The organism is Leifsonia sp. Root112D2 (genome assembly GCF_001424905.1).
GTDB lineage: Bacteria > Actinomycetota > Actinomycetes > Actinomycetales > Microbacteriaceae > Root112D2.
The window spans coordinates 425,205-449,297 of record NZ_LMCU01000002.1 but is presented as its reverse complement, the minus strand read 5'-3'; the positions used below and the strand labels follow the sequence as shown (position 1 = coordinate 449,297).

26 protein-coding genes and 1 tRNA gene are annotated in these 24,093 nt (G+C 66.4%); 17 read left to right on the top strand and 10 right to left on the bottom strand.

Features of this window, described 5'->3' with window-relative positions:
- Positions 1-104, top strand: a 104-nt coding sequence (locus ASC63_RS16395) for an integrase core domain-containing protein (RefSeq protein WP_157487743.1), incomplete at its 5' end; no start/stop codon positions are given.
- A 38-nt stretch (positions 105-142) separates the two neighbouring features.
- Here the strand turns inward: ASC63_RS16395 and ASC63_RS15915 are convergent.
- Positions 143-215, bottom strand: a tRNA-Arg gene (locus ASC63_RS15915).
- A 184-nt stretch (positions 216-399) separates the two neighbouring features.
- On the bottom strand, positions 400-1,026 hold the full coding sequence (locus tag ASC63_RS15910) for a hypothetical protein (protein ID WP_055816563.1): 627 nt from the start codon (positions 1,024-1,026) through the stop codon (positions 400-402).
- Positions 1,027-1,264: 238 nt separating this feature from the next.
- On the opposite strand from ASC63_RS15910, the gene argS reads away from it, so the two are divergent.
- From argS to ASC63_RS15875, 7 genes are all read left to right on the top strand, one after another.
- Positions 1,265-2,956, top strand: a complete 1,692-nt coding sequence (gene argS, locus ASC63_RS15905) for an arginine--tRNA ligase (RefSeq protein ID WP_055816677.1) — start codon at positions 1,265-1,267, stop codon at positions 2,954-2,956.
- 4 nt (positions 2,957-2,960) lie between these two features.
- Positions 2,961-3,776, top strand: a complete 816-nt coding sequence (locus ASC63_RS15900; protein ID WP_055816561.1) for an LmeA family phospholipid-binding protein — start codon at positions 2,961-2,963, stop codon at positions 3,774-3,776.
- Between the two features lie 162 nt (positions 3,777-3,938).
- On the top strand, positions 3,939-5,366 hold the full coding sequence (lysA, locus tag ASC63_RS15895) for a diaminopimelate decarboxylase (RefSeq protein ID WP_055816559.1): 1,428 nt from the start codon (positions 3,939-3,941) through the stop codon (positions 5,364-5,366).
- Complete coding sequence (locus ASC63_RS15890; RefSeq protein WP_055816557.1) at positions 5,363-6,709, top strand: homoserine dehydrogenase; 1,347 nt, start codon at positions 5,363-5,365, stop codon at positions 6,707-6,709. The genes lysA and ASC63_RS15890 overlap by 4 nt, the downstream gene beginning before the upstream one ends.
- The gene (gene thrC, locus ASC63_RS15885) at positions 6,709-7,818 is read left to right on the top strand and encodes a threonine synthase (RefSeq protein ID WP_055816556.1); all 1,110 of its coding nucleotides are present in this window, start codon (positions 6,709-6,711) and stop codon (positions 7,816-7,818) included. Before ASC63_RS15890 ends, thrC begins: the two co-directional genes overlap by 1 nt.
- Positions 7,815-8,777: a homoserine kinase gene (gene thrB / locus ASC63_RS15880; protein WP_055816554.1), complete on the top strand. Its 963-nt coding sequence runs from the start codon at positions 7,815-7,817 to the stop codon at positions 8,775-8,777. The genes thrC and thrB overlap by 4 nt, the downstream gene beginning before the upstream one ends.
- 276 nt (positions 8,778-9,053) lie before the next feature.
- On the top strand, positions 9,054-9,413 hold the full coding sequence (locus ASC63_RS15875) for a hypothetical protein (protein ID WP_055816551.1): 360 nt from the start codon (positions 9,054-9,056) through the stop codon (positions 9,411-9,413).
- Positions 9,414-9,435: 22 nt separating this feature from the next.
- On the opposite strand, the gene ASC63_RS16760 is transcribed toward ASC63_RS15875, so the two are convergent.
- Positions 9,436-9,558: a hypothetical protein gene (locus tag ASC63_RS16760; protein WP_268765210.1), complete on the bottom strand. Its 123-nt coding sequence runs from the start codon at positions 9,556-9,558 to the stop codon at positions 9,436-9,438.
- A gap of 290 nt (positions 9,559-9,848) precedes the next feature.
- On the opposite strand from ASC63_RS16760, the gene rho reads away from it, so the two are divergent.
- Positions 9,849-12,092 (top strand): transcription termination factor Rho, encoded by a 2,244-nt coding sequence (gene rho, locus ASC63_RS15870; RefSeq protein WP_055816549.1) that lies wholly within the window; start codon positions 9,849-9,851, stop codon positions 12,090-12,092.
- A 27-nt stretch (positions 12,093-12,119) separates the two neighbouring features.
- Positions 12,120-13,202, top strand: a complete 1,083-nt coding sequence (gene prfA / locus ASC63_RS15865) for a peptide chain release factor 1 (RefSeq protein ID WP_055816546.1) — start codon at positions 12,120-12,122, stop codon at positions 13,200-13,202.
- A gap of 5 nt (positions 13,203-13,207) precedes the next feature.
- Here the strand turns inward: prfA and ASC63_RS15860 are convergent, their stop codons facing one another.
- From ASC63_RS15860 to cysK, 4 genes are read right to left on the bottom strand one after another with little or no spacing between them, the layout of a single operon-like run.
- Positions 13,208-13,717 carry a DUF2017 domain-containing protein gene (locus ASC63_RS15860; RefSeq protein ID WP_055816544.1) on the bottom strand — a complete coding sequence of 170 codons (510 nt, stop codon included), beginning with the start codon at positions 13,715-13,717 and terminating at the stop codon, positions 13,208-13,210.
- Positions 13,714-14,010 (bottom strand): ATP-dependent Clp protease adapter ClpS, encoded by a 297-nt coding sequence (gene clpS / locus ASC63_RS16390; RefSeq protein WP_055816675.1) that lies wholly within the window; start codon positions 14,008-14,010, stop codon positions 13,714-13,716. Before clpS ends, ASC63_RS15860 begins: the two co-directional genes overlap by 4 nt.
- A gap of 52 nt (positions 14,011-14,062) precedes the next feature.
- Positions 14,063-14,662, bottom strand: a complete 600-nt coding sequence (gene epsC / locus ASC63_RS15850) for a serine O-acetyltransferase EpsC (protein WP_055816542.1) — start codon at positions 14,660-14,662, stop codon at positions 14,063-14,065.
- A 6-nt stretch (positions 14,663-14,668) separates the two neighbouring features.
- Positions 14,669-15,607, bottom strand: a complete 939-nt coding sequence (gene cysK, locus ASC63_RS15845) for a cysteine synthase A (RefSeq protein ID WP_055816540.1) — start codon at positions 15,605-15,607, stop codon at positions 14,669-14,671.
- A 26-nt stretch (positions 15,608-15,633) separates the two neighbouring features.
- Here cysK and prmC point away from each other — a divergent pair, with 26 nt between their 5' ends.
- Complete coding sequence (gene prmC, locus ASC63_RS15840; protein WP_055816673.1) at positions 15,634-16,536, top strand: peptide chain release factor N(5)-glutamine methyltransferase; 903 nt, start codon at positions 15,634-15,636, stop codon at positions 16,534-16,536.
- Positions 16,537-16,546: 10 nt separating this feature from the next.
- On the opposite strand, the gene ASC63_RS15835 is transcribed toward prmC, so the two are convergent.
- From ASC63_RS15835 to ASC63_RS15825, 3 genes are all read right to left on the bottom strand, one after another.
- On the bottom strand, positions 16,547-17,482 hold the full coding sequence (locus ASC63_RS15835; RefSeq protein WP_055816538.1) for a TetR/AcrR family transcriptional regulator: 936 nt from the start codon (positions 17,480-17,482) through the stop codon (positions 16,547-16,549).
- A gap of 102 nt (positions 17,483-17,584) precedes the next feature.
- Positions 17,585-18,397, bottom strand: a complete 813-nt coding sequence (locus ASC63_RS15830; protein WP_200936949.1) for an ABC transporter permease — start codon at positions 18,395-18,397, stop codon at positions 17,585-17,587.
- A complete protein-coding gene (locus ASC63_RS15825) occupies positions 18,394-19,380 on the bottom strand; it encodes an ATP-binding cassette domain-containing protein (RefSeq protein ID WP_055816536.1) in 987 nt (328 codons plus the stop codon). The genes ASC63_RS15830 and ASC63_RS15825 overlap by 4 nt, the downstream gene beginning before the upstream one ends.
- 181 nt (positions 19,381-19,561) lie before the next feature.
- On the opposite strand from ASC63_RS15825, the gene ASC63_RS15820 reads away from it, so the two are divergent.
- The 6 genes from ASC63_RS15820 (at position 19,562) to atpE (ending at position 24,089) form a co-directional block, all read left to right on the top strand.
- Positions 19,562-20,188 carry a histidine phosphatase family protein gene (locus ASC63_RS15820; RefSeq protein ID WP_235492372.1) on the top strand — a complete coding sequence of 209 codons (627 nt, stop codon included), beginning with the start codon at positions 19,562-19,564 and terminating at the stop codon, positions 20,186-20,188.
- An 86-nt stretch (positions 20,189-20,274) separates the two neighbouring features.
- A complete protein-coding gene (locus tag ASC63_RS15815) occupies positions 20,275-21,060 on the top strand; it encodes an L-threonylcarbamoyladenylate synthase (protein ID WP_082487925.1) in 786 nt (261 codons plus the stop codon).
- Complete coding sequence (locus ASC63_RS15810) at positions 21,057-22,322, top strand: MraY family glycosyltransferase (protein WP_055816534.1); 1,266 nt, start codon at positions 21,057-21,059, stop codon at positions 22,320-22,322. The genes ASC63_RS15815 and ASC63_RS15810 overlap by 4 nt, the downstream gene beginning before the upstream one ends.
- Positions 22,319-22,837, top strand: coding sequence for a hypothetical protein (locus ASC63_RS15805; RefSeq protein WP_082487924.1), 519 nt, complete (start codon positions 22,319-22,321; stop codon positions 22,835-22,837). Before ASC63_RS15810 ends, ASC63_RS15805 begins: the two co-directional genes overlap by 4 nt.
- A 163-nt stretch (positions 22,838-23,000) precedes the next feature.
- Positions 23,001-23,798, top strand: coding sequence for a F0F1 ATP synthase subunit A (atpB, locus tag ASC63_RS15800; protein ID WP_055816532.1), 798 nt, complete (start codon positions 23,001-23,003; stop codon positions 23,796-23,798).
- A 48-nt stretch (positions 23,799-23,846) separates the two neighbouring features.
- Entirely contained in the window at positions 23,847-24,089 is a 243-nt protein-coding gene (atpE, locus tag ASC63_RS15795; RefSeq protein WP_055816530.1) for an ATP synthase F0 subunit C, read from the top strand.
- The last annotated feature ends 4 nt before the right edge of the window (positions 24,090-24,093 follow it).

The following is a 24,093-nucleotide window of genomic DNA, read 5'->3' as shown; positions in this document are numbered from 1 at the left end:
ACCAGGACTGGATCCACAGCTACAATCACCACAGACCCCATACCGGCATCGGCGGCAAATCACCCATCGACCGCGTTCACAACGTCAATGGGAAGAACAACTAGGTGGCAAAAGTCCGAACTAGGGTGTCACGTGACAAAAGTGCCCCCAGTAGGATTTGAACCTACGGCCTTCTGCTCCGGAGGCAGACGCTCTATCCCCTGAGCTATGGGGGCCAGGAGTGCCCGTACAGACTAACATCAGCGATGGCCACCTCGCCGTCAGTAGATGCCGCGCTCGGCACGCGCCTAGCGTTCACGAATCACCCTGCTTTTGTGATTCCGCCCGCGCCCAGGGGTGGGCGGAATGCGAAAACAGGGTGATCTGCTCCGTATCGGTCGAAAGGCGCTGCGGCCGCCGCTAACTCTTGGGCAGGTTGGCGATGATGTTTGCCACGAGCGTGGCGGCGTCGCCGGGCTCCAGGAACCAGCTCGAGGTGCCGACGATCCAGTAGCCGTTTGTGAAGACCTGCACCTCGCCCTTGTTGCCCGCGACGGAGAAGTAACCCTCGACGCTCGGGGGAGCGCCGTAGGTGGGCACCGGTGTGCTCGAGGTGACCGCGGCATCCGCCCGTTCGTTCAGCAGGGCCGGGGTCGGCTTGGCCACGGCGAACTGCATGGTCTCGTTGCTGCTCTGGTTGAGCCAGCCGCAGGCCACTCCCTTGGCCGCAACGGCCCGGGCCTCAAGTGAGCCTTCCGTGGCCGTATAGCTGGGGTTCGCGCCGACGTTCGAGTTGTACGTATAGAGCTGCTGGGGCGTGATGACCTGATCGCACGTCAGGGTGACCGGGGTCGGCGTTGCCGTCGGGGTCGAACTCGGTGTCGGCTGCGTCGAAGCACTCGGCGTCTCGCTGTGGCTCTGAGTCTGACTCGGCGACGGCGACGGCGCGGGTTCGGCCGAGCAGGATGCGAGCAGCGTGACGGTCGCGACAGCCGCGAGAACGGCGGCGGCGCGAACGCGGTGACGAGCGCGGAACGGTGCAACCATGCGGTGACTCTCCTGTGGGGGATCGAGAGCGAAAGTTGTGCGGGCAGACAGCCCGGTTGAGTGTCTAGCGACCATATCAAGGCTGCACGCACAATTGCCGTGCCCGAGCCAGGCCGATGAGGAAGTGTTGCCGAACCGTTGCGGAACCGAAATCGGAATCACCATGAACGCCGACCGGAAAGCTCTCGGGCAGGCACCGCAGCCACCGCGCAGGCGCCGCCCGATAGAATCGATGCTCGTGACTCCCGCTGAACTCGCCGCATCCCTCTACGACATCGTCAACACCATCGTGGAGCGTCGACGCGCGAGCGCCAGCGAGCCGGATGTCGGCGAGACGACGGCCATCGAGCTCAGCCCCGCAGACGTCACCCTCGAGCGCCCGAAGAACCGCGACCACGGCGACTGGGCCTCCAACGTGGCGATGCGGCTCGGCAAGCGCCTCGGCGTCAATCCCCGTGAGCTGGCGGGCGAGATCGCGGATGCCGCGCAGTCGATCGATGGCGTCGCATCCGCCGAGGTGGCCGGCCCTGGATTCATCAACCTGCGGCTCGACGCCGCCGCGGCGGGCAAACTCGCGAAGGTGATCGTGGATGCCGGCGCGAGCTACGGACACAATGAGGCTCGGCAAGGCGAGCGCATCAACCTCGAATTCGTCTCGGCCAACCCGACCGGGCCGCTGCACATCGGCCACACGCGCTGGGCAGCGCTCGGCGACTCGATTGCGCGGGTGCTGAAGGCATCCGGTGCCGAGGTGGCCAGCGAGTACTACATCAACGACGCCGGCAACCAGATGGACACCTTCGGGCTTTCAGTGCTCGCAGCGGCCAAGGGCGAGCCCACACCAGAGAACGGGTACCCGGGCGCGTATATCGCCGAACTGGCGACGACTGTGCTTGCCGAACATCCCGATCTGCTCGAGAGGTCGAGCGACGAGGCACTCGCCATCGCCCGTGAGAGCGCGTACGCGCTGCAACTGGCCGAGATTCGTGAGTCGCTGGCCCGCTTCAACGTGGGCTTCGACGTGTTCTTCAGCGAACGCACGCTGCACGCGCCGGGAGCCGACGGCACGAGCCCCATCGACGAGGCCGTCGACCGCCTGCGCGCGCAGGGCCACGTCTTCGACGACGATGGCGCCGTGTGGGTGCGCACCACCGACTTCGGCGACGACAAAGACCGGGTCATTCGCCGCTCGAACGGCGTCTATACCTACTTCGCCGCGGATGCCGCCTATTACCTCAACAAGGGCGACCGCGGTTTCGAGCACAAGATCTACCTGCTCGGGGCCGATCACCACGGCTATGTGCACCGTCTCAAGGCGCTCGCCGGGGCGGCCGGCGACGATCCCGAGCGCGACATCGAGGTGCTCATCGGTCAGCTCGTGAGCGTGAACGGCGCCAGGCTCTCCAAACGGGCGGGCAACATCATCGAGCTCAACGACCTGCGCGAGTGGCTGGGAACGGATGCGCTGCGCTACTCCCTGGGGCGTTACCCGGCCGACTCGCCGCTCGCGCTCGACCCCGAGCAACTGCGTAAGCGCACCAACGACAACCCCGTCTTCTATGTGCAGTACGCCCATGCGCGCACCCGCTCGGTGGCGCGCAATGCGGCCGAGGCAGGCGTTGACCGCAGCAGCTTCGCGCCCGAGCTGCTCACGCACGAGAGCGAATCGGCACTGTTGGGCGGACTGCAGGAGTTTCCCCGCATCGTCGCCCAGGCGGCCGAACTGCGCGAGCCGCACCGCGTGGCCCGCTACGTCGAAGAGATCGCCGGCCTGTACCACCGCTGGTACGACAACTGCCGCGTGATTCCGCTCGGCGACGAGCCCGTGTCAGACGTGCACCGTACCCGGCTGTGGCTCAACGACGCGGCGGGACAGGTCATTCGCAACGGGCTCGAGTTGCTCGGAGTGAGCGCCCCGGAGCGCATGTAGGCACATGAGCCAGGGGGACGGTACGGCATCGATCGAGGGGTTCTTCGAGGCTCCCGACGGTGGTCGCCCGGCGCGCAAACGCGGGCGCGGTTGGATCATCGCGGCCTGGATCGTCGGCGGGCTGATCATTCTGCTCGGCATCGCCGCCGTGCTCGTCGACAACGGGCTACGCTCCGCCGCCGAATCGGTGGCGGCCGACCAGATCGAACAGAGGCTGCCCGACAATGTGACGGGCGCGGTTGATGTGCACATCGGCGGCGGTTCCGTGATCCTGCAGTATCTCTCCGGCTCGTTCGACCACGTCGAACTGGATGCCCCGACGCTCGCCGTCAACGGCATTCCCGCACCCGCCCATGTTGTGGCCAGCGGCGTCTCCACCGATCTCAGTACGCCCGTGCGTGACGTCACCGCGACGGTGAAGATGAGCCAGGATGCGCTGAACGCGCTTCTGAAGGTGCCGCAGGCGACATCCGGTGTCACGTTGGGTGAGGGAACGCTGAGTTTCGACGGGGCTCAAAGCCTGCTCGGCTTCACGGTGAAATACCATGCCACGGCTAAGCCGGAGGCGGCGGGCACGACCATCGAGTTGACCCCGACGGCGGCGAAGGTCACGGCGGGGCCGGCCGGACTCGACCTCTCCGATTTCGTCACCAAGCTTCTCGGGGCCAAGCCGCTGCCCGTCTGCGTGGCGCAATACCTGCCGAAGGGCGTTGACGTGACGAAGATCGACGTGAACCCGAAGGCCGCCACGGTGACCTTTCACGCCGCCGACCTCGCGCTGACGTCACAGACGTTCAGCACCAAGGGCAGCTGCGGCTGAGCAGCTCGGCGGATTTCAGGGCCGGCACCCGATTTCTGTAGACTTTTGCACGTCTGCGCCCGCCTACGGCGGTTTGCGTCAGAATCACTGGCTTCAGGGGCCAACCCGGGTCCGCTCGCCACAGTGAGACACCTACTCGACCCATCCTGTGAGGTTTCATTCGTGGCCGTCAGCCCTCTCGCCCCCGATTGGCTCGCCGAGCCGCGCGACGCCAACGAGCTCGCGCCCGCGCTCTGGTCGAGCGGTGTCGCCCGTGATGCGCAGGGGGCGCTCGCCATCGCCGGTGTTGCCGCCACGGCGCTCGCCGCCGAGTTCGGCACGCCTCTGTACGTGGTCGACGAGGTCGACCTGCGCTCCCGTGCCGCGGGCGCCCTCGACGCCTTTCGCCGCGAGTTCGCTCGCGTGGGAACAAGCGCCACGGTCTATTACGCGGGCAAGGCCTTTCTCAGCACCGAGGTGGCGCGCTGGGTCACCGAGGCCGGTTTGAACATCGACGTGTGCAGCGGCGGTGAGCTGGCCGTCGTTCTCGCCGCGGGAGTCGATCCCGCGCGACTCGGCTTTCACGGCAATAACAAGTCGCTCGCCGAGATCGATCGCGCCGTCTCCGTGGGCGTCGGCGCGATAGTGATCGACAGCCTGCAGGAGATCGAGAGGGTCGCGGATGCCGCGGCTCGGCACGGTCGCCGCCAGCGCGTTCGCCTGCGGGTCAACAGCGGCGTGCACGCGCATACCCACGACTTTCTTGCCACGGCGCACGAGGATCAGAAGTTCGGCCTTCCGTTGAATGCCGCAGCGGATGCCGTTGCGGCGATCCGAGCGCACGACACCCTGGAATTCTTGGGACTGCACTGCCACATCGGCTCCCAGATCTTCGGGGTGGAGGGTTTCGCCGAGTCCGCGTCGCGGCTGCTTGCGGTGCACGCGGCGCTGCTTGCCGACGGACCCGTGCCCGAACTGAATCTCGGCGGCGGCTTCGGCATCGCATACACAAGTGCGGACGAGCCGACGCCGCTCGACGAACTCGCCGCGCGCATCGCCGACATCGTGGCAGCCGAGTGCGCTCGCATCGGCGTTCCGCTGCCGGTGGTGGCGTTCGAGCCGGGTCGTGTGATCGTGGGGCCGTCCACGTTCACGCTTTACGAGGTGGGTACGACGAAGGACGTCGAAGTGACGATTGCTGAGCCTGCCGAAGCGCCCGGAACCGCGACCCGTAAGTACGTGAGCGTCGACGGCGGCATGAGCGACAACGCCAGGCCGGCCCTCTACGGTGCCGACTACGCCGTACGCATCGCGAGTCGCGCATCCGACGCCGAAGCGGTGCTCGTGCGCATCGCGGGGAAACATTGCGAGTCCGGCGACATTCTGGTTTACGCCGACTACCTGCCCGGCGATGTGGCACCCGGGGACCTGGTCGCGATACCCGCCACGGGCGCGTACTGCTGGTCGCTGTCGAGCAACTACAACTACTTGGGTCGCCCGCCGGTGGTGGCGGTGCGCGACGGCGTCGCCCGCGTGATAGTGCGCGGCGAGAGTGAAGAAGACCTGCTGGCGCGCGACGCCGGCATTACACGGAGTGGAAAGCACGCATGATCGAGTACAGAAACCTGCGGGTCGCCCTGCTGGGCGCCGGCTCCGTCGGCGCGCAGGTGGCGAGTCTGCTGCTCTCGCAGAAAGACGAGCTCACCGCTCGCGTCGGCGCCGGCCTCGAGCTCATCGGCATCGCCGTGCGCGACGTCGATGCGCCGCGCTCGGTCGAGCTGCCGCAGCACCTCTTCACCACGGATGCCGAGTCCCTGATTCTGGGCGCCGACATCGTGATCGAACTCATCGGCGGCATCGAACCGGCGCGCACACTCGTGTTGCAGGCGCTGAACTCGGGCGCGGATGTCGTCACCGCTAACAAGGCGCTGCTCGCCACCCACGGCCCCGAGCTGTTTCGGGCCGCCGAGCAGGTCGGTGCCCAGCTCGACTATGAGGCCGCCGTCGCCGCCGCGATTCCGATCATCCGGCCGCTGCACGACAGCCTCGCCGGTGACCGCGTGGACCGCATTCTCGGCATCGTCAACGGCACCACGAACTTCATTCTCGATCGCATGGACACGCACGGCGACACGCTCGAATCGGCGCTCGCCACGGCAACCGAACTTGGTTACGCCGAAGCCGACCCGACCGCCGACATCGAAGGCTATGACGCCGCCCAGAAGGCGGCCATTCTGGCCAGCCTGGCCTTCCACACCACCGTGCCGATCGAATCCGTGTACCGCGAGGGCATCACCTCCATCACGAAGGAGCAGGTCGACGCCGCCCGCGCGGGCGGCTACGTGATCAAGCTGCTGGCGATCTGCGAGCGGCTGACGGATGCCACGACCGGCGAGAAGGGCGTCTCGGCACGCGTGTATCCCGCGTTGATCAGCCGGGAGCATCCGCTCGCCTCGGTGCACGGTGCCCACAACGCCGTCTTCGTGCAGGCCGCCGCTGCTGGCGACCTGATGTTCTACGGTGCAGGCGCCGGGGGAGTGCAGACGGCATCCGCGGTGCTCGGCGACCTCGTCTCGGCCGCCCGCCGACACGTCGTCGGCGGCCCGGGCGTCGCCGAATCGACGCACTCGAAACTGCCCGTGCTCGACGTCGGATCCGTCACCACCCGCTACCAGATCTCCCTGCAGGTCGTCGACCAGCCGGGCGTGCTCGCCACCATTGCGCGTCTGCTCAGCGACGGCGGCGTCTCGGTCGAAACCGTGCAGCAGTCGGTCGCGACGGCGCCTGATGAGACGCCGGGTCATACCGTTGCAGCGGACGCCCCGCCCACCGCTACCCTTGTAATCGGAACCCACGCAGCCCCCGAGTCAGCCCTTGCCGCCACGGTGAAGGTTCTCGCGGCGAGCGATGTGGTGAGTTCCGTCGCATCCATACTCCGAGTCGAAGGATCGTAATGCCGTCAAAACCCAACAGTCGTCAGTGGCGCGGAGTGCTGCGCGAGTATGCGGATCGTCTCAACATCTCGGATGCCACGCCCATTGTCACGCTCGGCGAGGGAGGTACCCCGCTGCTGCCCGCGCCCGCGCTGTCGGCACGCACCGGTGCGGATGTCTGGGTCAAGTACGAGGGCATGAACCCGACCGGCTCGTTCAAGGACCGTGGCATGACCATGGCCATTTCCAAGGCGATGGAGGCCGGCGCCAAGGCCGTGATCTGCGCCTCCACCGGCAACACTTCCGCGTCTGCGGCCGCGTATGCCACGCACGCGGGCATTCAGGCAGTTGTGCTGGTGCCCGAGGGCAAGATCGCGATGGGCAAGCTCAGCCAGGCCATCGCCCACGACGCCCAGTTGCTGCAGGTGCAGGGCAACTTCGACGATTGCCTCGAGATCGCCCGCGACCTGGCGAACAACTACCCGGTGCACCTCGTGAACTCGGTGAACCCCGACCGTATCGAGGGCCAGAAGACGGCGGCATTCGAGGTCGTCGAGGTTCTGGGGGATGCGCCCGACTTTCACATCGTTCCCGTCGGAAACGCCGGCAACTACACCGCGTACTCGCGCGGATACGCGGAGGAGCTGGAGCGCGGTGAGACCACGAAGCTGCCGCGCATGTTCGGTTTTCAGGCCGCAGGCAGCGCGCCGATCGTCGTCGGTCACCCGGTGAAGAACCCGGAGACCATCGCCAGCGCCATCCGCATTGGCAACCCCGCGTCGTGGCAGCTCGCGCTCGCCGCCCGCGAACAGACCGACGGATACTTCGGTGCCATCGACGACGCCGCGATCCTCGAGGCGTACCACATTCTTGCCGGTGAGGTCGGAATCTTCGTGGAGCCGGCATCCGCCATCAGCGTCGCCGGTCTGCTCGAGCGCTCGGATGCCGGAGCGATTGCGAAGGGCGCCACCGTTGTGCTCACGGTCACCGGACACGGACTCAAGGATCCGCAGTGGGCGTTGCGTACCGCCGACGGATCCGACGTGAAGCCCACGGTCGTTCCCGTGGACACGGCCACTATCGCGGAGGTGCTCGCCCTGGTGCCGAATGGTTCCGGGAACGCCGCATGAGCCACGCTGCTTCCGCTCCGCGCGGACGGTCGGTGACGGTTCAGGTTCCCGCCACCTCGGCGAACCTCGGCCCGGGCTTCGACACCTTCGGCCTCGCGCTGTCGCTGTATGACGAGCTCACCGTGACGGTTCGCGACGAGCCGGGAGCGCACGTCGAGGTCATCGGCATCGGTGCCGGCGAGGTGCCCACCGACGAGACCAATCTCGTCGTCACGGCCATCGCGCACACCTTCCGTTCGCTCGGTCGAGAGATGCCGGGCATCGATGTGGTTGCCCGCAATGCGATTCCGCACGGGCGCGGCCTCGGGTCATCCGGTGCCGCAATCGTCTCGGGCATCATGGCGGCCAAGGGCCTGCTGAGGGGCATCGTCGACATCGACGCGCTCGGACTGCTCGCCCTCGCCACCGAGATGGAGGGGCATCCCGACAACGTGGCCCCGGCCCTCTTCGGCGGCCTCACCATCGCCTGGGTCACGCCCGAAGGCCCGCAGAGCAAGAAGCTCATGGTGCACCGCGGGGTATCGCCGCTGGTCTTCGTGCCCGAGCACGTCATGTCCACGGCGCTGGCCCGCAGCCTGCAGCCGCTGCAGGTTCCCCACGCGGATGCCGTGTTCAACCTCTCGAGATCGGCGCTGCTCGTTGCAGCACTCACACAGAGCCCTGAGCTGCTGCTCGCGGCCACCGAGGACAAGCTGCACCAGAGCTACCGCGCCTCGGCCATGCCGGAGACGCACCGGCTTGTGACGATGCTGCGAGAGAACGGATTCGCCGCCGTTGTTTCCGGCGCCGGGCCATCCGTTCTGGTGCTCTGCAGCGACCCGGGCCAGCGGCTGGCCGCGGCGGCGCTCGTGGCGTCGAACTCCGAAAGCCGGTGGCAGGCACTGATGCTGGCTGTCGATTTCAAGGGTGCGACGGTCTCGGTCACCGATCTGGCGGCATCCGCGCTCCCCGGTTCCTGAACTCATTGGACGCCCCGTCCCGCTGGTCGAGTAGCCGCTTCGATGCGTCAGCATCGAAGAACAAGAGCGATCGCACGCAGTGCGATACGAACCGGAGGAGGCGTATCGAGACCCCGCGAGCCTCCCTCCATTGTGAGGGGCAAGCTTTGGCCCCTTAAATCTCGGTTTCAGGGGCCAAAACTTGCCCCTCAGCGGCTTCGTGCGTCAGAAGCACCCGCGCCACCGATGGGCATCGACACCCTTGCCGACGGCCAGCGATGGGGGAAAAGTGGAGTCATGAGTGACTCCATGACATCGGGCGAAGAAGAAGTCAAGCGCATCATTTTCAGTGGCACCATCTGGTTCGGCGCATCGATCATCGCGGTCGCCGTGCCTTTTGCAGGGCTCCTGATCTCGGGATGGCGACCGACAGAGCTTCCTGCGGGGCTCGCCGTGCTCTGGTGGATCGGCTGTGCCGTGCTGGCTCTGGGGGTCTTCTGCTTCGCCTGGTCGGGGTGCCCCGTACTCGAGGTCGACGTACCCACCTCCGACCGCAACAAGGTCATCACCATCCGCAGCGCTGTCGTGCTCTTCCTCATCGGATCGGCTGTCGTGTTTCTGGCTGTGCTGCTCGGGCCGGGATCGGTTGGCCGCTGAGCGGAACGTCAGACGCGACGCGCTACCAGGGCAGGCCCCGAAGATCGATGGTTGAGCCTTCGAGATATTCGCTGTCGAACAGCGAGGCCAGCCCGACATCGTCATTCTCGGTCAGCGCGGTGGACCAGACTCGTTCGACGTTCATCGAGCCAACCGTACTGCCAAGGGCTGTGAGACGTGGATACCGGGTTCAACCGGCGAAGGTGCTAGGCTCATAGCGCACCCCGTGGAAACCGCGTAACGAGCGAATCTGGTCCGCGGGTGCATCATCCAAGTAACCATTTGCTGTTGCCCCTGCTCGTGTACCTGCGCTTGTGCGCATTCGTACCGGCTTCGTGTGGATCAGAACGCACGCAAGCAGAAAGCAGTTCACGCGACCAGCGCTCCTGACGCACCCGAATATTTCGGCGCCGGGAGGGAAGGAACCCCTCAATCGTGACCAATGTCAATCTCCACGCCACCGGTGTGGATCCCAGTATCAACCTGACGACCCTGCGCGTGGCCGAGCTTCAGGCTCTTGCCACTCAGGCGGGCATCCCCGGTGCGGCCAAGCTGCGCAAGGGCGAACTCGTCGAGGCGCTCTCCGCCGTTCAGAACCCGTCGATTGCAGCGGACTCTGAGCCCGCAGCCGTCGCCCCCACGGCGGCCGAGCCCACGGTCGCTGCGTCTGCCGAGGCGCCCGTCGCATCCGCTGTTGTCGAGGCCGTCATCGCCGATCAGGCCGACGCTGCCGTCGTTGCCACGGAGCCGGTAACGGCGCCTCGCAAGCGCGCACCGCGGCGTGCCACCAGCGCGGATGCCGTCACGGCCCCCGCCGCGGAGAACGTTCCGGCCGCCTCGCACATCAATGCGGGCAACACCGGCGTGGATCCCATCGCCTCCGACTCCGACGAGCGTGAGCCGCAGGATCGTGGCGCAGCACAGAACCGTGGTCCGAAGCAGAACGGTCGCCAGCGCAACGCTGCACAGTCGAATGCTGCCCAGCAGAACGAGGCACAGTCGAACGAGGCCCAGCAGAATGAGCCCCGCCGGGACGATGAGCCGCAGGCCGATGCTCAGCAGGGCGACGCCTCGCAGAACGACGCCCAGCAGGGCGACGGCCAGCAGGGCGAGAACGGCGAGCAGCCCCGTCAGGGTCGCAACCGCAATCGCAACCGCAACAAATCGAACAACGGCGAGAAGAACGCCGACGGCCAGAACGAGCGCAACCAGAACGAGCGCAGCCAGGGCAACCGCACCGACCGCGAGCAGAACGACCACGACGGTCAGACTGAGCGCACCCCGAACGACCGCAACCAGAAGAACGACCGCGGTCAGGGCAACCAGAACAATCGCAACCAGAACCAGAACCAGAACCAGAACCAGGGCCAGAACGAGCGCGACGCGCAGGCCGACCGCGATGGCGAGCGTGGCGGCCGTGGGCGCTACCGTGACCGCAAGCGTCGCGGCCAGGGCGGCGACGACATCGAGCCCGAGATCACCGACGACGATGTGCTGATTCCCGTCGCGGGCATCCTCGACGTTCTCGACAACTATGCCTTCGTGCGCACCTCCGGCTACCTGCCCGGCGCCAGCGACGTGTACGTCTCGCTCGGCCAGGTGAAGAAGTACAACCTGCGCAAGGGCGACGCCGTCGTCGGCTCCATTCGCCAGCCGCGTGAGGGCGACCAGAACAACAGCCGCCAGAAGTACAACGCGATAGTCAAGGTCGATTCCGTCAACGGCCAGACCGTTGAAGAGGCCGCGGCGCGCGTCGAGTTCGGCAGCCTGACCCCGCTCTACCCGCAGGAGCGTCTGCGCCTCGAGACGGAGCCGGGCAAGCTCACCCAGCGCATCATCGACCTGGTCTCGCCCATCGGCAAGGGCCAGCGTGGCCTCATCGTTGCACCGCCCAAGGCGGGCAAGACCATCGTGATGCAGCAGATCGCCAACGCGATTGCCATCAACAACCCCGAGGTGCACCTCATGGTCGTGCTCGTGGACGAGCGGCCCGAGGAGGTCACCGACATGCAGCGCACGGTCAAGGGAGAGGTCATCGCCTCCACCTTCGACCGCCCCGCCGAAGACCACACCACTGTTGCCGAACTGGCCATCGAGCGCGCCAAGCGCCTGGTCGAGCTGGGCCACGATGTGGTCGTGCTGCTCGACTCCATCACCCGCCTCGGCCGTGCGTACAACCTGGCCGCTCCGGCATCCGGTCGTATTCTCTCCGGCGGTGTCGACGCATCCGCGCTGTACCCGCCGAAGCGGTTCTTCGGTGCCGCGCGCAACATCGAGCACGGCGGCTCTCTCACGATTCTCGCCTCCGCGCTCGTGGAAACCGGTTCCAAGATGGACGAGGTCATCTTCGAGGAGTTCAAGGGCACCGGCAACATGGAGCTGCGCCTCTCGCGCCAGCTGGCCGACAAGCGCATCTTCCCCGCGGTGGATGTGAACGCGTCCGGTACCCGCCGCGAAGAGATGCTGATGGCCGCCGACGAGGTCAAGATCACGTGGAAGCTGCGACGCGCCCTCGCCGGTGTCGACCAGCAGCAGGCGCTCGAGAACGTGCTCGGCAGGCTCAAGGAGACCACCAGCAACGTCGAGTTCCTCATGCAGGTGCAGAAGTCGATGCCCGCGGCGCCCGTCAACGGCCACGGCACGGCTCACACGCACGGTCACGAGAACGACCACCGCTGAAGATCGGCGGGGGAAGAGGCGTAACGCGTGTTTGAATCAGTCAGTGTTCTTCTTGAGGAGCACGAGGAACTGCAGACGCAGCTCTCCGACCCTGCCGTGCACGCGGATGCCGCGCGCGCCAAGAAGATCAACCGACGCTACGCCGAGCTCAGCCAGATCAAGGCCGCCTATGAGCACTGGCAGGCGCTCGGCGACGACCTGAGCGCCGCGCGGGAGCTGGCCAAGGAGGACGACGCGTTCGCCGAGGAGGTTCCGGCGATCCAGGAATCGCTCGCCACCGCGCAGGAGAAGCTGCGTCGGCTGCTGATTCCGCGGGACCCGGATGACGGCCGTGACGTGATCATGGAGATCAAGGGCGGCGAGGGCGGCGCGGAGAGCGCGCTGTTCGCGGCCGACCTGCTGCGCATGTACCTGCACTACGCCGAGTCCAAGGGCTGGAAGACGGAGTTGCTCGAGCGCACCGAGAGTGATCTGGGCGGCTACAAAGACGTGCAGGTGGCCATCAAGTCGAACGCCACGGACCCCTCGCAGGGCGTCTGGGCGCACCTCAAGTACGAGGGCGGCGTGCACCGCGTTCAGCGCGTGCCCGCCACCGAGTCGCAGGGTCGCATCCACACCTCGACGACGGGCGTGCTCGTCTTTCCCGAGGTGGATGCGCCCGAGGAGGTCGAGATCAACCAGAACGACCTCAAGATCGACGTCTACCGCTCCAGCGGCCCCGGCGGGCAGTCGGTGAACACCACGGACTCCGCGGTGCGCATCACCCACCTGCCGACGGGCATCGTCGTGGCCATGCAGAACGAGAAGAGCCAACTGCAGAACCGCGAGGCGGGCATGCGCGTGCTGCGCGCCCGCATCCTGGCCCGTCAGCAGGAGGAGCAGGCGGCGCTCGACAGTGCGGCGCGCAAGACGCAGATTCGCACCATGGATCGCTCCGAGCGCATCCGCACGTATAACTTTCCCGAGAACCGCATCGCCGATCACCGCACCGGCTACAAGGCATACAACCTGGATGCCGTCATGAACGGCGCGCTCGAGCCTCTCGTGGAATCGTGCATCCATTTCGACGAAGAGGCGCGCCTGGCCGACATCGGCGACCACGACGCCTGAGCCCCTCAGCCGGCGCGGTTCTCCAGCGCCTCGAGTAGCGACTCCTGCAGGTAGCCGAACCACAGGTACAACTCCTGCAGCGGGATCGCCTCGAGATCCCTGTTGCCCTCGTCTCCGTCGCGCTCGATGCCGAGCCTGGCCGCGAGCGTGAGCCGCAGGTCGGTCAGCGTGCGCAGCCACGACTGGGCCGCCGCGTCGTCGAGCGGCGTCTCGGGCGGCGCGGAGGCATTCGAGCTCTCGAGCGAGGCGATCACGGCGTGAGCGTTGGCGATCTTCGCCGCGGTGATGCCCTCGGCGGTGAACCTGCGAAACTCGGCGGATGCCTCCGGATCGTCGGGGTAGGCATCCGGCAACAGCCGCAGCAGCGCAGGGTCCTCGGACTGCGCCGTGGCCGACTCGCTCGCGCCCTCGAGCAGGACAATGAGCTGGCCGGCGAGGCTCGCCAGGAGATTGCGCTCGGTCTCGGCGAAGTGCGCCTGAAGCTCGCCGTCGCGTCGCCGTTGAAAGCCGCTCATGTGTCGGCCTTCGTCAGCGTGGCCCACAGCCCGTAGCCGTGCATGGCCTCGACGTGCCGTTCCATCTCTTCACGGTTTCCCGTGGCAACGACGGCGCGCCCCTCGGTGTGCACAAGGAGCATGCGCCGCTCGGCCTCCGCGGCCGACATGCCGAAGTACGTGCGGAACACATAGGAGACGTACGACATCAGGTTCACGGGGTCGTTCCACACGATGGTCACCCACGGCACGCCGAAGGCGTTCGCCAGCTGCGTGCCAACATCCTCATGGGTGTCGGGTTCGGGGTTGCGCACGATCGGGCTCACCCCTCAACCCTCCCACGTCTGCTCGGTTGGCAGACACGCCTCAGATATAGATGGCCGGGTCGAGCCACGCCTCGGCATCCGTATCGGCGGCGCCCACGGCAGCAGAACCCGTCGCGCCCTTACGCGGCCGGGCCACGCCAGGAATTCCCACGATCACGGATGCCGGCCCGGCGGAATGCACGACCACCGCGTTGGCCCCCACCACGCTGCCCGCGCCGATGGTGATGTCACCGAGTATCTGGGCGCCGGCCCCCACCACGACGCCGTCGCCGATGGTCGGATGCCGCTTGCCGCGGCCCCCGCTCTTTCCACCGAGCGTCACGCCGTGGTAGAGCATCACGTCGTCGCCGACGATGGCCGTCTCGCCGATCACCACACCCATGCCGTGATCGATGAAGAATCGCCGGCCGATGCGCGCCCCGGGATGGATCTCCACGCCCGTCGCCGCTCGCGCGGCCTGCGAGAGCAGCCGGGCGGCCAGCTTGAGCCCCGGTGCGCGCCACCAGCGGTGCGCGACGCGGTACGCCCAAATCGCGTGCAACCCGGAGTAGCCGAGCAGCACCTCAGCGCTGCTGCGCACGGCCGGATCGCGGCGCCTCGCATTCGCGAGGTCCTCGCGCAGCCGAGCGATGACACTCACGATTTGCTAATCCTGCAGGTCTTCGTAGAGGGCAGTCGAGATGTACCGCTCGCCGAAGTCGGGCAGTATCACCACGATGGTCTTGCCCGCGCTTTCCGGGCGTCGGGCGACCTCGAGCGCGGCCGAGACGGCGGCGCCGCCGGAGATGCCCGCCAGGATGCCCTCCTGGGCGGCCAGCGCGCGTGCGGTGGCGAGGGCATCCGCCAGCGTCACATCGGCGACCTCGTCGTATACCTTCGTATCGAGCACGTCGGGCACGAAGTTGGCGCCGAGGCCCTGGATCTTGTGCGGGCCGGGCTCGCCGCCGCTCAGAATGGGGGAGTCCGACGGCTCGACCGCCACGATGCGCAGCTCGGGGTTGCGCTCCTTGAGCAGCTGGCCGGCACCCGTGATGGTGCCGCCCGTGCCCACGCCCGCAACGAAGACGTCGACGTTACCGTCGGTGTCCGCCCAGATTTCCTCGCCGGTGGTCGCGCGGTGAATATCGGGGTTGGCCGGGTTGGCGAACTGTTTGGCCCACACGGCATTCGGCGTGCTCTCGACGATCTCTTTGACCTTCTCGATGGCGCCGCTCATCCCAATGGCGCCGGGCACGAGCACCAATTCGGCGCCATATGCCCGGAGCAGTATGCGTCGCTCCTTGCTGGCCGTCTCGGGCATGACCAGAATCACCTTGTAGCCCCGTGCGGCGCCCACGAGCGCGAGAGCGATGCCGGTGTTGCCGCTGGTTCCCTCCACGATGGTGCCGCCGGGCTTCAGTGCACCGGCGGCCTCTGCCGCGTCGACTATCGCGACGCCGATGCGGTCCTTCACGCTGCCGGCGGGGTTGTAGAACTCGAGTTTCGCCAGAACGGTGGCGTCGGTGTCGCTGGCCAGCCGATTGAGCCGCACAAGCGGCGTGCGGCCAACGGCCTCGGTGATGTCGGAGTAGATGTGTGCGCTCATGGGCTTCAGCCTATTCTTATTACTTCATGACTCCTGAAGAATTACGGCCATGGCCCACTCCGGTAACCGTGCGCGCGCTGCGCGATCAGATCATCGGCACCCTCGAGGGCGCGGGCATCGACGGTGCCGATGTCGACGCCGAACTGCTCATCGGCCACGTTCTGGGCGTCAGCCGCGGCCGGGTGCAGTCCCTTGTCGTGACGGATGCCGCACTCACGACTGAGCAGTCCGCATCCGTCACCGAGCTGGTCACCCGCCGAGCCGCTCGCGAGCCGTTGCAGCACATCACCGGCCGTGCGCCTTTTCGGCAGCTCGAACTCGCCGTCGGCCCGGGGGTCTTCGTGCCGCGACCCGAGACGGAGCAGGTGGCGCAATTCGCCATCGACGCCCTGTGGCAGGCGGTTGCGGCGCCGGGAACGGACGGACCACTCGGCGTCGACCTGGGCACAGGAAGCGGCGCCATCGCGTTGGCCATGGCCACCGAGGTGCCGCACGCCACCATCGTCGCCGTGGAGAACTCGTCCGAGGCCTACCCGTGGACCGAGCGCAACTTTGCCGAGGTGGCCGCCCCGAACGCCCGGCTCGTCTTCGCTGATCTTGCGGATGCCCTCGGCGAGCTCGACGGGAGCGTCGACGTGGTCATCTCCAACCCGCCATACATTCCGGCGGCCGCCATACCTCGCGACCCCGAGGTGCGGCTCTTCGACCCGGCGCACGCGCTGTACGGGGGAGAGGACGGCCTCGAGGTGGTGCGTGCGGTCTCGCGCACGGCGATGCGGCTGCTGCACCCGGGCGGCGTGCTCGTGCTCGAGCACGGCGAGCTGCAGGGCGCCGAGATTCGCGCGCTGCTCACCGCCGACGGATGGCGCGCCGCCGCCACGCACCCCGACTACACGACGCGCGACAGGGCCACGACGGCCCTGCGCTGAGCACTTCCGTTCAACCAGCCTTGGCGGCGCGCTCGCGGGCCCTGCCCACGGCCTCTTTCTCGCGCTTGAGCGCCTCGCGCAACTTCACCTCGACCTCGCGCCTGGCCTTTGCGGCCTCGCGCACACCCTTGTCGCGTGTCACATCCGGCCCGCTTGGCGCGGTCGCCTCCTTCGCGGGTGCCTCTGTCGCTGCGCCGCCGGCCGTCGCATCGATGTGCGCCTGGATCCCATCGAGAATGCGTTCGATGCCGAACGCGAAGTCATCGAATCGCTCGGTGCCGGCCGTCTCGTCATCCGCATATTCACCGGATTGCACAAGCGGGTAGAGGTGCGGAAAGCGTGCAGCAGTCACGAGCTCCTTCAGAGCCTCCGCGGCCACACCGCCGGGCGCGCTGCCCTGTCGTACCGCGCGGTCAATATCTCGTTCGAAGCCGCCGAAGACGCGGGTATAACTGCTGAGCAGAAGCAGCGCTGACATCTTCTCCTGGCCGGTGAGCGGCACAGACTGCATGATGCGCAGCCCCCAGTCGATCAGCAGCAGATTGTTCGGTGTCATGGGAACGCTGGAGACCGGAACGTCGCCGAACCACGGATGATCTCGGTAGACGCCCATGGTGAGCCGCACCCACTCGCGCAACCCCTCGCGCCATGGCGGCGAATCCGTCGCGGGCGGAATCGCCACGGCACAGGCCGTGTCCTGCATGAGCAACAGCAGGTCGTCCTTGCTCGTCACGTAGCGATACAACGACATGGTCGTGAAGCCGAGGGATGTCGCCACCCGGCTCATCGACACCCCGGCCAGGCCCTCGGTGTCGGCGATCTCGATCGCGGCATCCACAATGCGCTCGATGCTGAGTTCGCGCTTGGGCCCGCGCTGCGGCATCTCCGCGACGCCCCAGGTGAGTGCGACGGCGTGGGGCAGGCCGCCTTCGAGTGCGTCGGCCATGGTTTCCCCTTTTCCCGCGATTGTTTCGCCCCCATCCTATGAGGGGGCCACGAAAGGGACGGCGCGACACTTTCGCGTCGCGTCCGTCCCTCTCCCGTGCGGTCAGTGCGCCGTGCGACGCCGATACAGAGCGACGGATGCGACGTAGCCGACCACGAGAATCCCCACCAGCCAGGCGAGCGCCGGCCAGAGCTGTGCTCCGGGATCGGTGCCGTTCAGTAGCGCGCGCAGGGTCTCGATGATGGGCGTGTACGGCTGGTACTTCGCGAAGCCGCCGAGCCAGTCGGGCATGGTGTCGGTGGCGACGAAACCGCTGGAAATATAGGGCAGGAACAGGAACACGAAGTTGATGCTGCCCGCCGCATCCACGCTGAGCACGAGGCCTGCCGCGCAACTCAGCCAGGTGAAGGCCAGAATGACGAGCACAAGGAAGGCGGCGGCACCGATCCAGCCGGCCAGCTCGGCGTGTGGCCGAAAACCGAGGGCGAGCGCCACCGCCGTGACGAGAGCGCTCGCCACGAGGTTGCGCACGACGCTCGACACCACGTGCCCGACGAGCACGGAAGGCCCGAAGATCGGCAGCGTCTTGAACCGGTTGATGGTGCCGCTCTTCATGTCCTGCGCCACCGCGATGGCGGTGGATGCCGAGCCGAATCCGGCGCAGAGAATCAGTGTTCCCGGAACCACATAGTTGATGTAGCCGCCGTCCTGCTGAATGGCCCCGCCGAAGACCACGACGAAAACGAGCATGATCGAGACCGGAATCACCAGGGCGGTGACTATCGCGTCCACGCTGCGCAGGGTGCGCCGCAGTTCGCGGGCCGCCATGGCGCCGACATCGGTGAAGGCGGTGGAGAAGCCGATGCCTGTGCCGGCGCTGCCGGTGCTGGTGGTGGGTGTGCTCACTGCGGTCATGCTGCGACCTCCTCGGTCTCGGCGGACTGCCCTGCAGCCGCGGTATCGGTGGATGCCGCGTGCCCGGTGAGCGCCAGGAAGACGTCATCGAGACTCGGCTTGATGATGGTGATGTTGGCGATGGTCAGTCCGCGTTCACCGGCATGGGCCAGCACGCTGCCGATGGTCTCCACCGGGTTGGTCGTCGGCACACGCAGGCTGAGGGTCTCGGGGTCGGCGTGAGCACCGACGATGGTCAGCGCGCTTGCCGCGGCGAAGCTCGCGGCGTCGTCGAAGGCGAACTCGACGTGCTCGCCGCTGAGTCGCGACTTCAATTCGTCGGCAGTGCCCTCGGCGATCACACGACCACCGTCGAGTACCGCGATGCGGTCCGCGAGCTGGTCTGCCTCCTCCAGGTACTGGGTCGTGAGAAAGATCGTCGTTCCTTCGGCGGCGAGCTCGCGCACGATCTCCCACATCTGCGCGCGGCTGCGCGGGTCGAGTCCGGTGGTCGGCTCGTCGAGAAAGACGACAGACGGGCTCGCGACGAGACTGATGGCCAGGTCAAGGCGTCGTCGCATCCCTCCCGAATATGTGCTCACCAGGCGCTTGGCGGCGTGCACGAGCTCGAATTGCGCGAGCAGCCGGGCGGTGCGCGCCTTGGCCGCGCGGCCACCGAGATGAGCCAGGGTGCACATCATGCGCAGGTTTTCCTCGCCGGTCTGGAACTCGTCTACCGAGGCATATTGGCCGGTCAGGCTTATCGCGCTGCGTACCATCGCGGAGCGTCGGGCCAGTTCGTGGCCCGCGATTCGTGCGGTTCCGGCATCCGGCTTGATCAGGGTGGTGAGAATGTTCACGGTCGTGGTCTTGCCGGCGCCATTCGGGCCCAGCATGGCGAAGATCTCGCCTCGGTTCACGCGAATATCGACTCCGTCCAGCACGGCGTGGCCGCCGTAGGACTTGCGAAGACCGGTGGCGACGATCATGGCGTCGGATGTCATGGCTCTCCCTTTCTGTTGTGTGCGTCATATACAGTGTGCTCCGTACGCAGTATACGATACACACAGTATATGCGATACGCAATAGCCGAACCGGCGACGAAGCGAATCGATTAAGCTCGCAGATGCGGCGGCGTACTCACGCTGCCGCTTCGAAAGTACGGCGTCAGGGGCGAACATCATCGTGAGTGACAACAGCAGGCTGCCGGCGACGACACCTGAACCGGGAAGCCTCGTGCTCGTGCGGCACGGCGAAACCGAATGGAGTCGCGATAACCGGCACACCGGCGTCACGGATATCGACCTCACCCCGGCAGGCGAGGAGCAGGCCAGGCGGGCGGGCGCCGCACTGGCCGGCCGCAGCTTCGGCGTCGTGCTCACCAGCCCGCGCCGACGCGCCGTCCGCACCGCCGAGCTGGCCGGATTCGCTGGTGCCGAGACCGATGCGAACCTCGTCGAGTGGGATTACGGCGTGTACGAGGGGCGCAGCACCGGCGAGATCCAGGCAGATCTTGGAGCGGATTGGACCGTCTGGAAGAGCGGAACGAGTACATACCCCGCTGCGGGGGAGACGGTCGAGCATGTCGGCGCGAGAGTCGACGCGGTCATTGATCGTCTCGCGCCGGTGCTGGCGGCGGGCGAGGATGCCCTGCTGTTCGCCCATGCTCACGTGCTGCGCATTCTGGCGGCGCGCTGGCTGGGGTTGCCGGCAGCCGACGGCGCGCTGCTGACGCTCAGTACCGCCGCGCTCAGCGAGCTCGGCTTCGAACACGGGCTGCGCGTTATGGAGCGCTGGAACGCCCAACCCTGAACGGCGGCGAAAACTCACCCCGGGCGCGCCGCAGTCTCACAGTTGACAGGATCGGCCCGGGTTCACCAACTATCATTAGGCCCGACATGGCTCCCATCTACGACTGTTCCCTCGAGGCAGATCTCCTGACCGGTATGAGGCTCGCGCGCACCGCAATCGGTCGCGGCGAGCTCGTCGTGATCCCCACCGACACCGTCTACGGTGTGGCCGCTGACGCATTCAGCCCGCAGGCCGTGCAGAGGCTGCTCGATGCAAAGGGTCGTGGTCGCCAGTCGCCGCCGCCCGTACTCATCCCTGGCCTGCCGACGCTCGACGCGCTCGCCGCGAGCGTTCCGGATGTCGTGAGAGACCTCGTCGCCGAGTTCTGGCCCGGGGGGCTCACTATCGTGCTTCCCGCACAGCCATCGCTGTCATGGGACCTGGGGGAGACCAGGGGAACGGTGGCATTGCGTATGCCGGCAGACAAGCTGGCGCTCGAGCTGCTGGCCGAGACGGGGCCGCTGGCCGTCTCATCCGCGAATCTGACCGGCCAGCCTGCCGCCATCGATGCCGCCGGCGCCGAGGCCATGCTCGGTGACGCGGTCGAGGTCTACCTGCAGGGCACCGTTCCGGCCGAAGTCGACCCGGATGCCGTCATCGGCCTGTCGTCCACGATCGTGGACGCGACGGCGTTCGCAGCGGGCGAGGGCCCCCTGCGCATTCTGCGTCACGGCACGATCTCGGCCGAGCGAATCCGCGCTGTCGTCGGCGACGCCCTTGAGCGCGACGACGACCAGGGCGCTGCCGGCGACGACACCGACAACGATCAGGGCACCGGCGATCAAGACACCGACGGCGAGGACGCGGTGCGAGAAGACCCGGTCACCTCGTGATCCTTCTCCTGGTTCTCGCACTCCTCACGGGCGTCATCACCTTCGGCCTGTCGATAGTGGTGTACCGGGTGAGCCTCAAGTACAAGCTGTACCCGAAGATCCGGGCCCGTGACATGCACACGCTGCCGACCCCGCGGCTCGGCGGCATTGCGATGTTCGTGGGCATTCTCTGCGCGTTCGGGGTGGCCTTCGCCATCGCGTCGCAGTTTCCGACCCTCAACGTGGTCTTCGCCGATCCGTCGCCCGTGTTCGCCATTCTCGGCGCCGCACTGCTCATCGTGGTCATCGGTGTGGCCGACGACATCTGGGATCTCGACTGGGTGACCAAGCTCGCCGGACAGTTCGTGGCGGCGGGACTCGTTGCCTGGCTCGGTGTGCAGATCTACTCGTTGCCCATCGGCGGGCAACGCACCGTCGGATCCTCGTGGATGAGCCTGGCGATGACCGTCTTCGCCATTGTCTTCGTGATGAATGCCATCAACTTCATCGATGGCCTCGACGGCCTGGTCGCCGGCGTGAGCCTCATCGCAAACGGCGTCTTCCTCGTCTATACCTACCTGCTCAACCGCGAGACCAGCCCGAGCAACTACTTCAGCCTCGCCTCGGTCATTGCGGCGATTCTCGTGGGTGCCTGCGCGGGATTCCTGCCACTGAACTGGCATCCGGCGAAGCTATTCATGGGCGATGCCGGGGCATACCTGATAGGTCTGCTGATGGCGACATCCGCCATCTCGGTGACAGGCAACATCGACCCATCGGCGTTCTCCGAGGTCGGTCGCTCGCAGCTGGTTCCCGCTTTCATCCCGATCATCCTGCCGCTGGCGGTGCTGATCGTGCCGATCCTGGACTTCGCGCTCGCGGTGTTCCGGCGATTGCGGGCGGGAAAATCGCCGTTCAGTGCCGACCGCAAGCATTTGCACCACCGGCTTGTCGACATGGGGCACACGCGCCTGCACGCCGTGTTGATCTTCTACGGCTGGACGGCCGTGCTTTCAATCGGCTGCCTGCTGTTCTTCTTTCCCCCGTACTGGATGGCCATCGCCTTCATGGCGGTCGGCCTCGTGATCTGTGCGGTCATTACTTTCGCTCCACTGAGCCGCCGCAAGGCTGAGCAGATACGAGCCGAGCGCGCCCCGCTTGACACCCTCGAGACAGCCGCCTTCGCCCATCTCGATGCACTCGAGAAGGCCCCCGAGCCCGCCGTCGCAACGACTGCGCCGCAGACGGATGCCGCGGCATCCGCCCACAAGGAGACCTCATGACCCAGCCCCCACCGTCACCCGCACCAGACGCCGGGCCACCGACCACGCCTGCGGCCCCCACCAGGATTGTTCCGGCCTCCAACGCGGTGCTGGCCCGTGTGCTGCGGTACGGAGCGCTGCTCGCGCTGGGCATCGCCGTTGTCGGCGCCGTTCTCGGCTACATCTTCGTCGGCTGGACGGGAGTCGCCGGTGCGCTCGTGGGCACGGCGATGGCCGTCGTCTTTCTCGGCATCACGGCGATCAGCATCCTGATAGCCAATCGGTTCATGGGATCCGAGATGTTCTTCGGGGCCTTCTTTGGCATTGTGCTCGGCTCCTGGATGGTGAAATTCGTCGCATTCTTCGTGCTGCTCGTGAGCCTGAAGGGGCAGCCCTGGCTGAATCCCACCGTGACTTTCATCTGCCTCGTGGCGGGGGTGATCGGCTCGCTTGCCGTCGACCTGATCGTCATCATGCGCAGTCGACTTCCGTATGCCAGTGACGCGCGGTTGCCGGGCGACGAGAAGCGCGGCTGAAGCACTTCGATTCGTTCTCGGCCCGAAATTCTTGTAGAGTAAACGGAGTTTCCCCACCACGTTCCATGTCACAAATGGATGCTCGCGGTGTCACAATACTCATCGTCGCTTTGAGCTTTAGCTCGACGCCCTGAAACAGGAGATAGCGCTGTTAGCTAACGCTGTGAACCTGCTGGTCCAGACCGCGAATGACGTTCCGCCCTTCGTCGGTCCCTCGATCAATGAGTTCTTCCCGCCTGCCATCTTCTTCGAGGGCACCGCCTTCGAGATCAACCGCATCATGATCATCCGCTTCCTTGCGGTTGCCCTGATCCTTGTCGTGTTCTGGCTCGGTACGCGGCGCATGAAGGTTGTTCCGACCCGTGGCCAGAGCATCGTCGAGATGGGTCTCGACTTCGTTCGTGTGAACATCGTGGAAGACCTGCTCGGTCGCAAAGACGGCCGTCGCTTCCTGCCCCTGATCACGACGGTGTTCTTCATGGTCGTGGCCATGAACGTGACCGGCGTCATTCCCCTGCTCAACATCGCGGGAACATCCGTCATCGGTGTGCCGCTGCTGCTGGCCGTCGTGGCATACATCGCATTCATCTACGCGGGCGTCAAGAAGTCCCCGGGCAACTTTTTCAGGAACGCGCTGTTCCCGCCCGGGGTTCCCAAGGGGCTCTACGTTCTGATCACCCCGATCGAGTTCGTCTCCACCTTCCTGGTGCGGCCGTTCACCCTCACGCTTCGTCTCGTGATGAACATGATCGTCGGGCACCTGCTGCTCGTGCTGTTCTTCACCGGCACCCAGTGGTTCCTCTTCGAGGCACCCGGTCTGTTCAAGCTGTTCGGCGCCGGAACGCTGGTCTTCGGCTTCGCCTTCACGGTGTTCGAGCTGCTGATCATCGTTCTGCAGGCCTACATCTTTGCGATACTCACCACCGTCTACATCCAGCTCGCGCTGGCTGAAGAGCACTAACGAAGAATTCGGCAACCGCCGCATTCATCACTACGGAAGGAAAATCACGTGGACGTCCCAACCATTCTCGCTGCGGCCAACACCGTCAGCGGAAACGTCGGAACCATCGGATTCGGTCTCTCGGCCATCGGCGCCGGTGTCGGCATCGGCCTCGTTGTCGGCAAGACCATTGAGGGCGTTGCTCGCCAGCCTGAGCTCGCCGGTCGCCTGCAGGTTCTGATGTACATCGGTATCGCATTCACCGAGGCGCTCGCGTTCATCGGTATCGCTACCTACTTCTTCATGCCGTAAAGCC

What these genes read in the sequence shown, in the direction of transcription:
- ASC63_RS15910 (WP_055816563.1), bottom strand. Translation starts at nt 1,026, where the DNA reads ATGGTTGCACCGTTCCGCGCTCGTCACCGCGTTCGCGCCGCCGCCGTT.
- ASC63_RS15900 (WP_055816561.1), top strand. Translation starts at nt 2,961, where the DNA reads ATGAGCCAGGGGGACGGTACGGCATCGATCGAGGGGTTCTTCGAGGCT.
- ASC63_RS15890 (WP_055816557.1), top strand. Translation starts at nt 5,363, where the DNA reads ATGATCGAGTACAGAAACCTGCGGGTCGCCCTGCTGGGCGCCGGCTCC.
- thrC (WP_055816556.1), top strand. Translation starts at nt 6,709, where the DNA reads ATGCCGTCAAAACCCAACAGTCGTCAGTGGCGCGGAGTGCTGCGCGAG.
- thrB (WP_055816554.1), top strand. Translation starts at nt 7,815, where the DNA reads ATGAGCCACGCTGCTTCCGCTCCGCGCGGACGGTCGGTGACGGTTCAG.
- ASC63_RS15875 (WP_055816551.1), top strand. Translation starts at nt 9,054, where the DNA reads ATGAGTGACTCCATGACATCGGGCGAAGAAGAAGTCAAGCGCATCATT.
- ASC63_RS16760 (WP_268765210.1), bottom strand. Translation starts at nt 9,558, where the DNA reads ATGAACGTCGAACGAGTCTGGTCCACCGCGCTGACCGAGAATGACGAT.
- ASC63_RS15860 (WP_055816544.1), bottom strand. Translation starts at nt 13,717, where the DNA reads ATGAGCGGCTTTCAACGGCGACGCGACGGCGAGCTTCAGGCGCACTTC.
- cysK (WP_055816540.1), bottom strand. Translation starts at nt 15,607, where the DNA reads ATGAGCGCACACATCTACTCCGACATCACCGAGGCCGTTGGCCGCACG.
- prmC (WP_055816673.1), top strand. Translation starts at nt 15,634, where the DNA reads ATGACTCCTGAAGAATTACGGCCATGGCCCACTCCGGTAACCGTGCGC.
- ASC63_RS15835 (WP_055816538.1), bottom strand. Translation starts at nt 17,482, where the DNA reads ATGGCCGACGCACTCGAAGGCGGCCTGCCCCACGCCGTCGCACTCACC.
- ASC63_RS15830 (WP_200936949.1), bottom strand. Translation starts at nt 18,397, where the DNA reads ATGACCGCAGTGAGCACACCCACCACCAGCACCGGCAGCGCCGGCACA.
- ASC63_RS15825 (WP_055816536.1), bottom strand. Translation starts at nt 19,380, where the DNA reads ATGACATCCGACGCCATGATCGTCGCCACCGGTCTTCGCAAGTCCTAC.
- ASC63_RS15815 (WP_082487925.1), top strand. Translation starts at nt 20,275, where the DNA reads ATGGCTCCCATCTACGACTGTTCCCTCGAGGCAGATCTCCTGACCGGT.
- ASC63_RS15805 (WP_082487924.1), top strand. Translation starts at nt 22,319, where the DNA reads ATGACCCAGCCCCCACCGTCACCCGCACCAGACGCCGGGCCACCGACC.